The sequence below is a fragment of the Winogradskyella sp. Asnod2-B02-A genome (assembly GCF_045063645.1).
Lineage (GTDB): Bacteria > Bacteroidota > Bacteroidia > Flavobacteriales > Flavobacteriaceae > Winogradskyella.
The window spans coordinates 697230-712562 of record NZ_JBEFOG010000026.1; the positions used below are offsets into that span (position 1 = coordinate 697230).

At 31.6% G+C, this 15333-nt stretch carries 15 protein-coding genes; 7 read left to right on the forward strand and 8 right to left on the reverse strand.

Going from position 1 to position 15333, the window contains the following annotated elements:
- Nucleotides 1–5 precede the first annotated feature (5 nt).
- The 4 genes from ACJJVO_RS06520 to ACJJVO_RS06535 all read right to left on the reverse strand — a co-directional run bounded on the left by ACJJVO_RS06520 (nt 6) and on the right by ACJJVO_RS06535 (nt 3974).
- The gene (locus ACJJVO_RS06520) at nt 6–1163 is read right to left on the reverse strand and encodes a porin (RefSeq protein ID WP_405571933.1); all 1158 of its coding nucleotides are present in this window, start codon (nt 1161–1163) and stop codon (nt 6–8) included.
- 219 nt (nt 1164–1382) lie between these two features.
- Complete coding sequence (locus ACJJVO_RS06525; RefSeq protein WP_405571935.1) at nt 1383–2246, reverse strand: hydroxymethylglutaryl-CoA lyase; 864 nt, start codon at nt 2244–2246, stop codon at nt 1383–1385.
- Nucleotides 2247–2284: 38 nt separating this feature from the next.
- Nucleotides 2285–2902, reverse strand: a complete 618-nt coding sequence (locus tag ACJJVO_RS06530) for a LysE family translocator (protein ID WP_405571938.1) — start codon at nt 2900–2902, stop codon at nt 2285–2287.
- Nucleotides 2903–2945: 43 nt separating this feature from the next.
- Nucleotides 2946–3974: a quinone-dependent dihydroorotate dehydrogenase gene (locus tag ACJJVO_RS06535; protein ID WP_405571940.1), complete on the reverse strand. Its 1029-nt coding sequence runs from the start codon at nt 3972–3974 to the stop codon at nt 2946–2948.
- A 137-nt stretch (nt 3975–4111) separates the two neighbouring features.
- Between ACJJVO_RS06535 and ACJJVO_RS06540 the strand changes: the two genes are divergently transcribed.
- The 6 genes from ACJJVO_RS06540 (at nt 4112) to ACJJVO_RS06565 (ending at nt 8981) form a co-directional block, all read left to right on the forward strand.
- The gene (locus tag ACJJVO_RS06540; protein WP_405571942.1) at nt 4112–4942 is read left to right on the forward strand and encodes a universal stress protein; all 831 of its coding nucleotides are present in this window, start codon (nt 4112–4114) and stop codon (nt 4940–4942) included.
- 21 nt (nt 4943–4963) lie between these two features.
- Nucleotides 4964–6193: a peptidase T gene (gene pepT, locus ACJJVO_RS06545; protein ID WP_405571944.1), complete on the forward strand. Its 1230-nt coding sequence runs from the start codon at nt 4964–4966 to the stop codon at nt 6191–6193.
- A 117-nt stretch (nt 6194–6310) separates the two neighbouring features.
- The gene (locus tag ACJJVO_RS06550) at nt 6311–6679 is read left to right on the forward strand and encodes a DUF2200 domain-containing protein (RefSeq protein WP_405571946.1); all 369 of its coding nucleotides are present in this window, start codon (nt 6311–6313) and stop codon (nt 6677–6679) included.
- Between the two features lie 180 nt (nt 6680–6859).
- Nucleotides 6860–7630 (forward strand): SDR family NAD(P)-dependent oxidoreductase, encoded by a 771-nt coding sequence (locus ACJJVO_RS06555; RefSeq protein WP_405571949.1) that lies wholly within the window; start codon nt 6860–6862, stop codon nt 7628–7630.
- A gap of 109 nt (nt 7631–7739) precedes the next feature.
- A complete protein-coding gene (locus ACJJVO_RS06560; RefSeq protein ID WP_405571952.1) occupies nt 7740–8174 on the forward strand; it encodes an RbsD/FucU domain-containing protein in 435 nt (144 codons plus the stop codon).
- A 207-nt stretch (nt 8175–8381) separates the two neighbouring features.
- Nucleotides 8382–8981 (forward strand): YdeI family protein, encoded by a 600-nt coding sequence (locus ACJJVO_RS06565; protein ID WP_405571954.1) that lies wholly within the window; start codon nt 8382–8384, stop codon nt 8979–8981.
- Between the two features lie 12 nt (nt 8982–8993).
- Here the strand turns inward: ACJJVO_RS06565 and ACJJVO_RS06570 are convergent, their stop codons facing one another.
- Both ACJJVO_RS06570 and ACJJVO_RS06575 read right to left on the reverse strand, forming a co-directional pair.
- Nucleotides 8994–9725, reverse strand: coding sequence for a hypothetical protein (locus tag ACJJVO_RS06570; protein WP_405571955.1), 732 nt, complete (start codon nt 9723–9725; stop codon nt 8994–8996).
- A gap of 94 nt (nt 9726–9819) precedes the next feature.
- Entirely contained in the window at nt 9820–11334 is a 1515-nt protein-coding gene (locus ACJJVO_RS06575) for a DEAD/DEAH box helicase (protein ID WP_405571958.1), read from the reverse strand.
- 138 nt (nt 11335–11472) lie between these two features.
- Here ACJJVO_RS06575 and ACJJVO_RS06580 point away from each other — a divergent pair, with 138 nt between their 5' ends.
- Nucleotides 11473–12039 (forward strand): ExbD/TolR family protein, encoded by a 567-nt coding sequence (locus ACJJVO_RS06580; protein ID WP_405571961.1) that lies wholly within the window; start codon nt 11473–11475, stop codon nt 12037–12039.
- On the opposite strand, the gene ACJJVO_RS06585 is transcribed toward ACJJVO_RS06580, so the two are convergent.
- Nucleotides 12032–12448: a 3D domain-containing protein gene (locus ACJJVO_RS06585; RefSeq protein WP_405571962.1), complete on the reverse strand. Its 417-nt coding sequence runs from the start codon at nt 12446–12448 to the stop codon at nt 12032–12034. The two genes, ACJJVO_RS06580 and ACJJVO_RS06585, sit on opposite strands and share 8 nt — an antisense overlap.
- A gap of 415 nt (nt 12449–12863) precedes the next feature.
- The gene (locus tag ACJJVO_RS06590; protein WP_405571965.1) at nt 12864–15185 is read right to left on the reverse strand and encodes a T9SS type A sorting domain-containing protein; all 2322 of its coding nucleotides are present in this window, start codon (nt 15183–15185) and stop codon (nt 12864–12866) included.
- Nucleotides 15186–15333 lie beyond the last annotated feature (148 nt).

The following is a 15333-nucleotide window of genomic DNA, read 5'->3' on the forward strand; positions in this document are numbered from 1 at the left end:
TTTTATTAGAACCAAACTCCTAAGCCAATATTTAATTGGTTAGGACTATCATCACCAGTTGCATCACTAAAAAATTGATAATCTGCTTTTACAACAGCTCCTGGTGCAATTTTATAGCTTAAACCAAATGTCCATTCATCTCTGTCGTAAGCATCATTTTTTACTAACGCACCTTCAACAGAAGCATGTGTATCGTAATCTGAATAACGTGCAAATGCAAATAATTGTTGTGATTTACTTTGTGGTAATAAATTATATGCACCTTCAACATACCAACCTTGTAATGCACTACCTAAATCAGCACTATTAAGTGTATTATAATCTTCGGTATCTGAAATACTAGCATGTATATATTGACCTCTTGCCGTAAAACGTTTGTAAGCATAACGTGCATCTAAGCCAATCATAGAAATACCAACACTAGTACCATCAATATCTTCAATTTCATCTTCGGCTTGTGTTCTTCCAAAATATCCAGACAATCCCAATCGTAAACCTGGTAAACCATAATAATCTAATTTACCTGCGAAATTTGGTGAGTCTACTGTAGATTGAATTCCTTTTTGTCTTCCATTTCTCAAACCATTTGCTCCTCCTAAAACCTTAGTACCATTTACAGATTTAAAGCCGTTAAAAACATAAGCTTGATAACGCAATGATACATCATCTAAACGACCTGCAACACCAAAACCAATTTCTCTCCAAGTGGTTGGCACTATACTTTTGTCTATGCTTGGTCTTTCAACTCCGTTAAAAGTTGTTGGCTCGTGGTATTCATTAGTAATTCCCATAGGCACTAACATTAAACCACCTCTAAGGTTTACATTATCAGTTAAACTATATTGCACAAAAGCTTGCTCTACAAAAATTTCTTCTACATGCTCTAATTCAATTTCTGTAACAAACTGCACACGGTCGTTAAACTTATAACCAAAAAGTAATACTAAACGTTGTACATCTAATTCACCATTATCAGCTTCTGGTTGATTATATGTTATCTCTCCATAACCACCAACTGTAACACCTGTATTTATATTTCCTGATAAAATACGCTGTGCGGCATTTTGTTGCGTTTGTGGATTAGTAGACAACGAATCTGGAACAGTTTGCGCGTATGTAAATGATGCAATTAAAAGGATAAGACTAAGGGTAATTTTCTTCATTAGTATTCTTATTTAGACTTGATATGAATTATTTTTCATTTTAAGCTGCAAATTTAAAACAGAATAGTAATTACACAAAGTTTATTTAGATTAATTTTAAATAAACCACGAACAGTTAATGATAACTTCAATAATAGGATTTGAACGCTTTACTTATTAAATATGTTTAGTTATTGATATTGAATTCGGAAAGAAACAATTACAACTTTGAATCTACTACTAATGATACTTAGTAAAAATCTTAGTCGCTTCATTATAAGAACTCTCAAAACACATGGCATTAAGATTATGTGCTTTTTTCTGTGTAAAATAAGATAACATTTTTTCGGTTGGCATATTACCTGTTAACTCATCTTTCGCCATAGGGCAACCACCAAAACCTTGTATAGCTCCATCAAAACGTCGGCAACCAGCAGAGTAAGCAGCGTCTATTTTCTCAAACCATGTAGTTGGTGTGGTATGTAAATGTGCTCCAAATTCGATATTTGAATATGCTGGAATTAAATTAGAAAATAAGTAATCAATATTTTCCGGATCAGAACTTCCAATAGTATCACTCAATGATAAAATGCCAACTCCCATATTAGACAAACGCTCTGTCCACTCACCAACAATATCAACATTCCATGGATCTCCATAAGGATTTCCAAATCCCATAGAAATATAGACTACTACTTTTTTATTATTCTTATCTGCAATTTCTAATATTTCAGATAATGTAATTACAGACTGTGCTATGGTTTTATGCGTATTACGCATTTGAAAGTTTTCGGAAATTGAAAACGGAAAACCTAAATAATCAATTTCAGAATGTTTAGAAGCATCAGTGGCTCCTCTAGTATTAGCAATAATAGCTAATAGTTTACTTTCTGTTTTACTTAAATCTAGTTGTGCTAAAACTTCAGCAGTGTCTACCATTTGCGGAATCGCTTTTGGTGATACAAAACTACCAAAATCAATAGTATCAAAACCAACACGAAGCAAAGATTGAATGTATTGTACCTTCTTTTCTGTAGGTATAAATTCCTTAATGCCTTGCATAGCATCTCTTGGACATTCTATTATTTTAACGGCTTTGTTCATTGGTTCAAATATACGGTTTAGTCTTTCGATTTAAAACATTAAAGTAATATGAAAATTGCAATCCCAATAAAAACAACAATCTGAAGCCATTTTAAAACCAATCCAGAGTTTTTATGATTTAAGGTATAAGTTTTAATATTTCCTGCAAGTAATGCTATACTAGAAAAAATAATAAAAGACACTAACATAAAAACACCTCCTAAAATATAAAACTGTTTTATTGTACTCATGGTGTCACTAAATAGAAATCCTGGAAAAAATGCCAAAAAGAAAATCATCACTTTTGGGTTGAGCACATTCATAAAAAAACCTTGAATAAATAATTGCTTCAAACTTTTCTTAGGAAGAACATCTGAATTTAAACTAATAGTAGCATCAGATTTATATACTTTATATGCAAGAAAGAGAAGATAAAAAGCTCCTAAAAGTTTAATACCAAAGAATAAATTTTCATTAGCACTTATAATTGCCGAAACACCAAAAGCTAGCAATGTGGTATGCACAATGCAACCCGTAATTAATCCACAAACGGTTGCTAAGCCATAAGATTTACCATTGCTAATACTTTGTACTAAAACATAAATATTATCTGGTCCTGGCGAAATGGCCAAAACTGATGTTGCTAATGCAAATGATATGAGAAGGTCGTAATTCAAATTAATTTATATGAGTTTTCAAATTACGTAAAAGCAGGTTATTTTACTTCAACAATGCTTTATTAATTTGTTTTATAAGAGAAGGTCCTTCATATATAAAACCAGTATAGACTTGCACTAAATCTGCGCCAGCTTCAATTTTCTCTAAAGCATCTTCTGCAGAATGAATACCTCCCACTCCAATGATTGGAAATGCTTTGTTGCTCTTATCCGCTAAATACTGAATCACTTTGGTCGATTTCTCCTTAATTGGTTGTCCGCTTAAACCTCCATTACCAATTTCAGTAAGTTGTTCTTCGCTAGCTTTTAAACCAGATCTATCAATAGATGTGTTACTTGCAATAACGCCATCGAGATTAGTCTCAGCAATAAGTTCTATAATTTCATCTAATTGCACATCGTTTAAGTCTGGTGCAATTTTTAGTAGAATTGGTTTTTGTTTCTCAAATGTTGTATTCGCTTTTTGTACACTAGATATCAGCTCTAACAAATAATCCTTATCGTTTAATTTAGCATGGCTACCAACATTTGGGCAACTTACATTCAGCACAAAATAATCTACGTAAGGATGCAATGCATTAAAACATTCTAGGTAATCCTTTGTATAATCTTCTGGTAGTGTTTGTGTGTTTTTACCTATGTTTCCACCAATAATTAATTGGCCTTTATTCTTTTTAAGTTGTGCAATGGCAGCTTCTAAACCTTCATTATTAAAACCCATTCGGTTTATGATGCCTTTATCTGATTTTAACCTAAATAAACGTTGTTTTGGGTTACCTTCTTGTGCTTTAGGAGTTACTGTTCCTATTTCAATAAAACCAAAACCAAAATTTGCTAAGTCATTATATAACACCGCATTTTTATCGAATCCAGCAGCCAATCCAACTGGGTTTTTAAATTTTAATCCAAACAACTCTCGTTCTAATCTTTTATCATTTATAACATAAAGAGATTTAAAGAGACTCTTAACTCCTGGTATAACTGATAAATTCCGAATTAAAGAAAAGGTGAAGTAATGCACTTTTTCTGGATCGAAGAGAAATAAAATTGGTCTAATGATAGCTTTATACATGGTACTGATTTAGCAATGCAAAAATACACATCTCTTCTCTATTAAGGAAGTATTAATTTTATCAGAAACTGTCCATTATCATTTTTAATGCTTTGTAATTTGATTAACTTTGAAGTCTTAACCAAAAACAAATTATTATGAAAAAAATTATAATTCCTGTCGATTTTTCACAACACTCTGAGTATGCACTAGAAACTGCAGCAGATTTAGCTAAGTTACACAATGCTGAATTAATTGTAATGCACATGTTAGAGTTGTCTGAATCTATATATACAACATCTAGCTCTCAAAAAAGTGAAGAAACTGCATTTATGCTAATGGTAGCTAATAAAAAGTTTGAAAGCTTTTTAGATCAACCTTATTTAGAAGGTATTGATGTAACTCCAGTAATTAAACATCATAAAGTATTAAAAGAAGTATCTAAAGCGGCAAAAGAAGTAGATGCAGACCTTATTGTTATTGGTTCTCGTGGCCATAGCGAACATGATGGTATTTTTACAGGATCTAACACAGAAAAAGTTGTGAGATATAGTGAAACTCCTGTTTTAGTTGTAAAATCTAAACCAGATACTGTAGACTTTGAAAATGTAGTTTTAGCCACCGATTTTACAGAAGAGAGTATTCCTGCTGTAAGAAATGCATTAGAAACTTTACAAAAATTAAGTAAAAAAGTGACTTTATTGCATATCAACCTTCCAAACTTAGGCTTTTTAAGTACCGATGAGATTGATGAAAAAATTGAAACGTTTTTAGAATTATCACGTTTAAAACAAACTGAAATTAACATTGCTCGTATTGCAGACCACAGTGTAGAAGATGGTGTTTTAAGTTATGCTATAAAGCAAAAAGCTAACGCTGTCGCTATGATTACACATGGAAGAAAAGGATTAAGTCATTTCTTTGGCGGAAGTCTTTCTGAAGATATTGTTAACCATAGTAAATTGCCTGTTATTACCTTTAAACTATAATAATTTACTAAACACAATTTCATGCAAAATATTATTGAGCGCTTTATTGGCTATGTAACGATTGATACGGAATCTGACCCAAATTCTGAAACCACTCCCAGCACAAAAAAGCAATGGGATTTAGCGAATAAATTAGTTGACGAATTAAAGGCAATTGGCTTAAGTGATGTTACCATTGATGAGAATGCCTACATTATGGCAACTTTACCAAGTAACGTAGATCATAAAGTGCCAACTATTGGTTTTGTTTCTCACTTTGATACGTCTCCAGATTTTACAGGTGCTAATGTTAAACCACAAATTGTAGAAGATTATGATGGCAAAGACATTGTACTTAATGCAAGTGAAAATATTATTTTATCTCCAGATTATTTTGAAGATTTATTAATGTACAAAGGGCAAACTTTAATTACAACAGATGGTACTACCCTTTTAGGCGCAGACGACAAAGCTGGTATTACAGAAATTGTAACTGCTATGGAATATCTTATTAACCATCCTGAAATTAAACATGGAACAATAAGAATTGGTTTTACGCCTGATGAAGAAATTGGTAGAGGTGCACATAAATTTGATGTTGAAAAATTTGGTGCAGACTGGGCTTATACTATGGATGGCAGCCAAGTTGGAGAATTAGAATATGAAAACTTTAATGCTGCAGGAGCAAAAATTACCGTAAAAGGAAAAATTGTACATCCTGGTTATGCTAAAGGAAAAATGATAAATTCTATGTATTACGCTTCAGAGTTTATTAATGTTTTACCAAGATTAGAAACTCCAGAACATACTGAAGGCTACGAAGGTTTTTTCCATTTACATAATATAGAAGGTGTAGTAGATGAAACTGTACTTCAATATATAATTAGAGACCATGACAAAGACAAGTTTGAAGCTCGAAAAGCGCTGATGCAAAAAATTGTTGAGGATTTAAACACAAAATACGAAAGTGAAGTTTTTAAGCTTGAGTTAAAGGATCAATATTTCAACATGAAAGAAAAGGTAGAACCTGTAATGCATATTGTAGATATTGCAGAAGAAGCCATGAAAGCTGTTGGTGTAACTCCATTAATTAAGGCTATTAGAGGAGGAACAGATGGTTCTCAACTTTCTTATATGGGTTTACCGTGTCCTAATATTTTTGCTGGAGGTCATAATTTTCATGGTCGTTACGAATATGTACCTGTAGAAAGTATGCAAAAAGCAGTAGAAGTCATTTGTAAAATTGCTGAATTAACCGCTTTAAAGAAATAAACCCTATCTCAGTTTACAATCTTAATAAGCAATAAGCTAAAAATGATTTAGTTTATTGCTTATTTTTTTATGCTTAAATTTATAAAGCATTAATTCTCAATTGTAAAAATAAAAGCTATGAGTACAACAACACCAGAACACGACGAGCGTGTAGCAAAACTAACATTTGCTGGAGTATATCCTCATTACATTTCAAAAATTGAAAAAAAAGGCAGAACAAAATCAGAATTACACCAAGTTATTACATGGTTAACTGGTTTTGATGAAAGCAAGTTGCTAGAACTTATTGAAGATAAAGTCACCTTTAAAACTTTCTTTGAAAAAGCAAAATTAAACCCAAATGCGCATTTTATTTCCGGAGTCATTTGCGGCTATAGGATTGAAAACATAGACACAAAATTAACACGGGAAGTACGATATTTAGATAAATTAGTAGATGAATTATCTAAAGGCCGAAAAATGGAAAAGATACTCCGAACACCATAAAATAATTGTTGACTACACTTAAGATATAACTTGTTTTAGGTTCATTATTTTTTTCTTAAGACATTGACTACAATATTTAATTACGCGCCTTATTATATTATATTTGTTAAAACAAAACTATTCTGTCTCTAACCACGTGTAGTGATGATACTTTATCTACTCTATTAATAAAAGAACAACATGAAAAACAACACTAAATTAACTGGAAAAAACATTCTTATAACTGCTGGAGCTCAAGGAATCGGAGAATCTATAACCAAACATTTTATTGATAGCGGTGCCAATGTTGCTATACATTATTTTTCTAGTGCTGATACAGCAAACGAATTAACAGCCTATGCCATTAGTAAAGGACAAAAAGCAGTTGCTATTAGTGGTGATTTAACCAAAGAAGCAGATGCAAATGCCTTAGTTGAAAAAACTATAGAAGCATTTGGTAGTCTAGATATCTTAATAAATAATGCAGGTTCTCTTGTTGCACGCAGAATGTTGAGCGAAATGGAAGCTGAATTTTGGCATAAGGTAATGGACATCAATCTTACATCTATGATGTTTTTAACGCGAGCAGCAGCTCCTTATTTAAGCAAAAATGATAGCAGTAGTATTGTAAATTTGGCATCGTTAGCAGGACGTAAAGGTGGACATCCAGGATCTTTAGCATATTCTACAAGTAAAGGAGCTATTTTAACATTTACTAGAGCTCTATCCTCAGAATTAGGTCCTCAAGGTACACGAGTTAATGCTGTGGCGCCTGGTCTTATTCTTGGGACTTCTTTTCACAATACACACACTACAAAAGAATCAGCAGCTGCAACAACGGCTGGCATTCCTATACAACGCGCAGGTAATGCCGATGATGTAGCAAGAGCAGTATTATATTTAGCATCAGAATACGATGGCTTTATTACTGGTGCCACATTAGACATCAATGGTGGTGTTTATAATATGTAGTTTCTATTTAATTAGCATAAAATTGAATACAATAGATATGCTAATAATTATTAAACCTAAAGCACTAGACACTTTTTAGTGTCTGGTGTTTTATTTAAAACACAAATTTATGCTAAAGACTTCAGTAATACATCCAACAATTATGGAAGCGCTTGCGCGTTCTGGTCATTTTGCACAAGTTGTTATTGCAGATGGTAATTTACCTGTTGGTGCCATGACAGGTCCTAACTCTACAACAGTACACCTCAATTTTCGTCCAGGACTTTTAGATGCGTTAACTGTGCTCGAAGGTCTTTTAGAAGTTTGCCCTTTTCAAGGAGCCATTGTTATGGAAAAGCCTGCCGAAGCAAATGCAGAAATTCATGATGCATATAAAAACTTGTTAGGGGAAGTAACATGGGAAGAAATGGAACGTTGGGCATTCTACGATAAAATTAGAGAACCTTCTACCACTTTAATTATTCAAACAGGTGAACAACGTAGATTCGCTAATTTAATCTTAACTGTTGGTGTTGTAAAAATGGCAGAAGAAAGTAATTTTTAACAACTTTATAATTTTTGAAATAGTTGTTATAATATAAGGTTTAAAGCAAAACCCTTTAAAAATGCTTTATTTAAGTAAGGCTTATTCCTAGCTAATACTTGGTATGTTTATACCAAATACTTTATACACATTCTCTTTTAGTTTTAAATATTTTCTGCTTATTCATTTTCCTTTATTAACTTAGTCTTAAACCAAATGCTTCTCTAAATGCAAAAAATCACTTCAGTTGAAGAATACATAGAAATCAATTCACACTTCTCTAGTGAAATTAGTTTACTACGAAATATTATAAATAGTACAGCGCTAGAAGAAACCATAAAATGGAGCATGCCAACGTATTGTTTAAATGGAAAAAATGTTTTAGGCATTGGAGCTTTTAAACATCATTTTTGCATTTGGTTTCATCAAGGTGTCTTTTTAAAAGATGAACATCATTTACTTTATAATGCTCAAGAAGAAAAAACCAAAGCCATGCGACAAATGCGTTTTGAATCGAAAAATGCTATAAATGAAGTAGCAGTTTTAACTTATGTAAAAGAAGCCATAGAAAATCAACGATTAGGAAGAGTTTTAATGCCACAACGAAAAACAAAACCATTAATTATTGAAACAGAGTTGAAAGCGGCACTAAATGAAAATGCCGAATTAAAAAAAATGTTTAAGACACTTTCTATATCAAAACAACGCGAGTACAATGATTATATTGGAGATGCTAAACGAGAAGACACAAAATTAAGACGATTAGATAAAATTGTACCGCAAATAATAAACGGTAAGGCATTACACGACAAGTATAAAAATTGCTAAAACATATAAAAATTAGTTATTAGAAGCTGTTTCTGCTTTAGCTTCTTCGATAGATTTTTCTTTTATTACTGTCTTTTCATTATTAAAAACAATAATCGCTTTTACACCTGTTAGAAGATTCCACTCTTTAGAAGAAATGACATTGCCTTTATCATCATAAACCACAAATTCTGCGGTATTTGGACCAGATTCTCCTTGATTTAAGGCTAAAATATCTATTGTGTTTCTACCATCTATTAAGTTCACTTCTACCCTTCTATAACTATTAGTCAGTGTTAAGCTATTTCTTACTATAACTCCATTCAGTAAAATTTGAACACGATCACCATCTGGATATTGGTGATCTCTACAAACAATATTTACAAATTTAGTATCTACATTATGTTCGCCTAAAAACTGATCAGACATGGTTCTTAAATAACCACCTTTTACAGCTTCTTTCTTCCAACGTTTTTCAAAAATTTCACCTGGACTTTTTAAACCGTCATTTTCTGTCATAGAAAAAGGTTTTTCGGTTTCTCTAATTACAAATTTTTCCTCTTCTTTAGATTTACCACCTGTCTTTTCTTCTTCCTTTTTTAAAATGGGAGCCACTTTTGCTTTAATTAATATAGAATCTTTTTCTTTCTTAGATTCTACCGCAGGAATACGAATAGATTTATTCTCCTTATCCTTAACTTGGGCAAAAACCATAGTGCTGCTAATAATGCAAAATATAAAAGCTATGTATTTAATGGTTTTCACTTTAATTAATTATAAGTTAGATAATACTCAAGTTACAAAAACTATTCCTAATTCAAATTAAACGTATAAAAATAGAAATCATTACAAAAAAAAGTTAAAACTTACCATTAAAGCTAATTCTTAACCGTCGGTTATATTCTTCAAAAAGCCAATCTTTATAATTTTGAGTACTATTCATAATACAATAACAATATTGTTTTACTCTGTAGGCTATTTCATCTTGAAGATCTTTAATTAACTCTCTAGCTTCATAAACATCTTCGCTATTCTCTACACAAATTTGAGAGTGTTGTTCAATGGAACGTTCAATAACTGTAAAAGATTTTTTACCAGCATTAATCACCTCTTTATATTCTGCTTTTACATCAAAATTTAATTTGAAAGATTTTTTGAATTTCCCTTTCAATGAATCTGGCATGGTATACGTAAAATCTCGTTCTAACAGCTCATCATCTACAATATTCTCCAAATAATAGTCTGGATGCTTAAAAATATGTTGCCAATCTACGGGTTGATCCCAAGGTCCAAATCTTGCTTCATTATTACCTAAATCTATAACCTGAAATGACTTTCGATCTTTATAAATTCGACTACCACGACCAATCATTTGAAAATATAAAGTTAGAGAACGTGTGGCTCTATTTAAAATGATAGATTCTACAGAAGGCTCATCAAATCCTGTAGTTAAAATACTTACTGAAGACAGCACCGCATCTGGTGTGTGTTTAAACCATTTTAAAATGTCTTTTCGGTCTTGCTTACTTGCTGTATTATCTAAATGTTGAACATTATAACCTGCTTTTTTAAAGGTATAATAGACTTCTTTAGAGGTGTAAATTCCGTTATTAAAAATAAGTGTTTTTTTGCCTTTTGACATTTCCTCATATGCAATTAACAACTTAGATTGCATAAGAGAGTTGGTGTATAAAGCTTCTGAAGATTTTACAGTATAATCTCCATTAATACCAATTTTTAAAGAGGTTAAGCCCACATCATAATTTGAAACTTCTGCCTGAGCAAGAAATCCATTTTTAATTAGAGTAGAAATATCATCACCAACTATAAGCTTATTGTAATTATCTTTCATTGGCAGTTTAATATTACTACTCAATGGTGTTGCTGTGACTCCTAAAATAAAACAGTTTTCAAAAAACTTAAATAACTTTCTAAAAGAATTATAATGAGCTTCATCAATAATTACTAAACCAATATTTTTAAGCTCAAAATCATTATCAGATAATCGATTATTTAACGTTTCGACCATAGCAACAAAACACTGAAAATCATCTTGATCTGGAAGTGTTTTCACTTTACTATTAATCACTTTATTCTTAACGTTAAAGCCAGATAACACATTAGATGTTTGTTTACAAAGCTCAATTCTGTGTGTAAGAATGACTACCTTTTTACGGTGTTGCTCAACATAGCGTCTTACTATTTCAGAAAAAATAACTGTTTTACCTCCTCCTGTTGGTAATTGGTATAAGAGGTTAAAATCATCAGCCTCATCTCGCATCACATCAAAAATGCGATTAAGGTCTTTGATTTGGTAATCATAGAGACTTTTCTCGGTTGCATTTTGTTGTATAGTTTCAGATTCTGATGACATAATTGAAATTTAGAGCTTGTTTAATTTCGCAAAAATAGCACATTGTAAAGGTTTATGGAATGAATTGTTAACAAGATTTAAAAACATTGGTATTGTTATTGTGAATGTTAAAACATTAACATTTAAATATATATTATTATGAAATCATTTAGAAGACACGCTGCATCGGTCAATGCAGGATCTATGGCAGACATTGCTTTTTTGTTACTTATTTTCTTTTTAGTAACAACCACAATCTCTGCAGACAAAGGAATTTTAAGACAATTACCTGCTATTTGTGATACAGAAGATTGTATTGCAGATATTACCGAACGAAATTTATTACGCATTTCAATGAATGCACAACAACAAATTATGATTGAAAATGACATTGTTAAACTCACAGAAGTACAAACTTTGGTTGAGGCATTTATAGACAATAACGGCAATAATGTTTGTACATATTGTGAAGGTGCACAATCTTCAGAATTATCAGATCATCCAAAAAAAGCTGTAATTTCTCTAAGTCATGATGCCATGACAAAATATGATTTCTTCATTTCTGTACAAGATGAAATTACGCAAGCCTATTATAATTTAAGAATGCGTTATGCGAAACAAGTATTTAATAAAACACCTCAAGCCTTAACAAAAGAAGAATTAAATGAAGTAAAAAAGGCGTTTCCATTTATTGTTTCAGAGATAATGGTAAAACGGACTAATTAGATAAAGAATCTTTTGGTTGAAGGCAGTATTCAATCTTAACTTTCTTTTTGCCCCATTTTTTTGCTTTTTTAACATCGTCACCCATATAAATATCGATACGCTTTCTCCAACGACTATGCATTTTATCTTTCACTGTAAATAAACTATCAAAACCATGTATTTTTATTTTAGTGTTATGTACTAATCCAGAATCTAATAAATCGCGAGAAACCGCTACGTATCTCAATCCCGAATATAAACTATCTCCAAAAGCTGTAATATTTGGGTTAGAATTGGTTTGATATGCTAACGAATTATATGCCGTAGCAATGACTTTTAAAGTCTTAGGCTCACAATCTTGTTCTACTCTAGTATTGCAATTATACAGACTTAACACAGTAAACAAAATTAAATATCGTTTAGTTATCATAAATATAAAGGTATGAATAATTGTTAAAATATGTTAAATAAGTAATATGTTATACATAGTACTGTAACAAAATAAAAGTTTCATCGTCTTATTGGTATAACCATTTAAAAAACACAATTATGAGAACTTTAAACAACAATCAGTTAACTAGTACATCAACAGAAACTAAAAGTTATAGTTGGAACAGTAAAAGACGCTATAGATCATAACGTTACTAAAAAAAAATCATCAATCAAATCAATCAAAAAAAATTATGAGAGTTTTATCTAAAATTGTCAATACATCTAATAGCTTAGATGATGACTTAAAAACAATTAGAGTGCAACATTGAAGTTATTCACCTTCAGTAAATAGTCTAAAAAAAAGTCAGTTTCCTATAAAGAAACTGACTTTTTTTAGTTTAAAATCTTCTGACTTATTTTTTAATAAGCTTCTCAGTCATTGTATGTGTACTTGTAGATAATTTTACAAAATAGATACCACTTTGGTATGAAGACATTTGCAAAGTATGTGTGCTATTAGCGGCTAAATTGCCTTTTGACATTATTTGACCTAACGTGTTAAAAATCTCATAATCCACATTTTCATTTACATTATTTAATGCAATAGTCAAATTATCCTTAGTAGGATTTGGATATATACTAATTAAACTTTCTAACCCAAAATCTACAACACTTAAAGGCTGCTCTACACTAAACAAAACGGTATCTTCAGTATCATATTCACCACCAGTTTTAATTACACTACCATTTTCATCTTCTAAACTATAAGAGCCATTACCTGTAAAATTACTACAACATATACCATCTCCATAAGTGTCAGTGATTGTAAATGTATAACAATCATTAATATTTGGTAATGTAATGATAGCCTCATATTCAGTAGCAGCTTGAGTATATGTTCCTGCTGCTGCACTATCTACTATTATATCAGAACTATTTAATAATTCCCACCCAATTTCTTCAGGATAGTTATCCGTTAAAAGATTTAATGTTATTGTAGAAGTGGTGTAAGACGGTGACACTTCAAAATTAAAAACAAAAATATCGTTTGCTACATTCTCATCTGTAACACCATTAGGGTTAGCAACATTAATAGTAAAAGAATGACTACCAGAACTTAAATTAGAATATGTTGGTGTAGCCACAACCACACTTTCTCCGTTCGCTAAATTACCAATCCAATTAGTAGAAGTACTAGACTCACCATCTATATAATATGAAATATCGGCTGACGTTAAAGGTAATTCTCCTGAATTAATAAGAGTTACTTGAGGCATAAAATCTTCACCACAAATCTCAGCACTATTACCTGTACCTGCACTTGCTCTTGCATCATTATCATAAGTTTGTAATGGTGGATACTGATCTAAAATATCAACCCCAGAATCCGAAGGATCTAACCATTCTTTCAATCGAGATGAAGTAGAACTTCCAAAATCCCATGCCACATCAAAACGACCATAATAATCTTGCAATCCATTGTTTGATGTTCCATTACATGCTGCTTGTCCTCCAGACAATATTCCAATTAAATGACCTGTTTCATTAAATAATCCAGAACCAGAAGATCCTGGCTCAGTAACTCCAAGTTCCCATTCATCAATGTACCACATTTTTGTATCAGCGTTACCATTAAAATTTACATTTGCTCTGTAAGCTCCATCGTCTTCTCTACATACTTTTTGAATATCTCCACTTGGATGGTGAATTCCAAAATTTACAACAGGCACTTGCGTAGTAGATTTGTTCCAACCAGCCCAAACTAAATCAGAATTATTAGTAAAAAAACTAGTATCTGTAATTTCTACTAATTCCATATCAGATTCCGCACTACTAGCTCTTAAAACAGATCCACTCACGGTTTGATTATATGAACCATCTGTACTAGCTGCTGTAGTAGAACAAGATGGGTTAGGGCTTCTCCAATTAAACCTAAATGCCCAATTGACTTCACCTCCACCGCAATGATTAGCGGTCATAAAATAAGCTTTACCATCATTATTTGTATTATTTACTAAGGTACCTGAACACCAATCAGTACCACCATTTAAAACTAACGCTGCAGAACCTTTTACATTATCTTTTACAGCATCTAAACCGTAAGGATCTGTAGCTGGCGTAATATCACAATCTACATCTTGGTTACAATTCCCAGATTCTCCTAAAGTTTTTTCATAAGATTTTGTAGTACGATAACCATGAACAACTGAGCCTACAGTAATTTTAGCCTCTCCAACAACATTTGCTGGCTGATAATATTCAATATAAGCCGTATTACCTTCTACCAACCATGTTCCTAAAACTTCTTCTATATTATTATTGTAATGTGTAAAAGGTCTTAATAAATCTGTTTTTTCTGCATTATATACATAAAGTTTAGCACCAACGGGAATTTTAAACACATCGAATAAAAAGTTTATGGAATAAGCACCTTTAGAAGCATATGCCATTCTCCAAATACGATCTCCATTTTCTAAGGTCGTCCACTCACCTACTTCATTAAAGTTATGATCAACATAGATATCGTGTCCAAATCTCCATGGAATGGATTTATCTTGATCGTTAATTTCATCCTCATCTTTTAATTTTTCTAAATCGAAAGATGGTAGTTTAAACGGCACCAAATCAGTCAAATCATCTTGATTCCAACTTGGAGGTTTAATGTCTTCAGGAATTTGTTGTGCAAAGGATAATGAAAACGCAAATAAGAGCGTAAAAAGTAATTTCAATTTCATGTGTTATTTTTTAAGGGTTGCTAAAATTACTAATTTAAATAGTATTTTCTACATATTTAACTAATCGCTAATCTCAATTAATTAATTAAAGTGTGAATTAAAAATTTAAACAATTTCAGAGCTTTAGTATCTAAGCCTTAATCAAATA

Excerpts from the sequence above, each read along its gene's own strand:
- ACJJVO_RS06520 (WP_405571933.1), bottom strand. The coding sequence starts at position 1,163 with ATGAAGAAAATTACCCTTAGTCTTATCCTTTTAATTGCATCATTTACA.
- ACJJVO_RS06525 (WP_405571935.1), bottom strand. The coding sequence starts at position 2,246 with ATGAACAAAGCCGTTAAAATAATAGAATGTCCAAGAGATGCTATGCAA.
- ACJJVO_RS06535 (WP_405571940.1), bottom strand. The coding sequence starts at position 3,974 with ATGTATAAAGCTATCATTAGACCAATTTTATTTCTCTTCGATCCAGAA.
- ACJJVO_RS06540 (WP_405571942.1), top strand. The coding sequence starts at position 4,112 with ATGAAAAAAATTATAATTCCTGTCGATTTTTCACAACACTCTGAGTAT.
- pepT (WP_405571944.1), top strand. The coding sequence starts at position 4,964 with ATGCAAAATATTATTGAGCGCTTTATTGGCTATGTAACGATTGATACG.
- ACJJVO_RS06550 (WP_405571946.1), top strand. The coding sequence starts at position 6,311 with ATGAGTACAACAACACCAGAACACGACGAGCGTGTAGCAAAACTAACA.
- ACJJVO_RS06555 (WP_405571949.1), top strand. The coding sequence starts at position 6,860 with ATGAAAAACAACACTAAATTAACTGGAAAAAACATTCTTATAACTGCT.
- ACJJVO_RS06560 (WP_405571952.1), top strand. The coding sequence starts at position 7,740 with ATGCTAAAGACTTCAGTAATACATCCAACAATTATGGAAGCGCTTGCG.
- ACJJVO_RS06565 (WP_405571954.1), top strand. The coding sequence starts at position 8,382 with ATGCAAAAAATCACTTCAGTTGAAGAATACATAGAAATCAATTCACAC.
- ACJJVO_RS06575 (WP_405571958.1), bottom strand. The coding sequence starts at position 11,334 with ATGTCATCAGAATCTGAAACTATACAACAAAATGCAACCGAGAAAAGT.
- ACJJVO_RS06580 (WP_405571961.1), top strand. The coding sequence starts at position 11,473 with ATGAAATCATTTAGAAGACACGCTGCATCGGTCAATGCAGGATCTATG.
- ACJJVO_RS06585 (WP_405571962.1), bottom strand. The coding sequence starts at position 12,448 with ATGATAACTAAACGATATTTAATTTTGTTTACTGTGTTAAGTCTGTAT.
- ACJJVO_RS06590 (WP_405571965.1), bottom strand. The coding sequence starts at position 15,185 with ATGAAATTGAAATTACTTTTTACGCTCTTATTTGCGTTTTCATTATCC.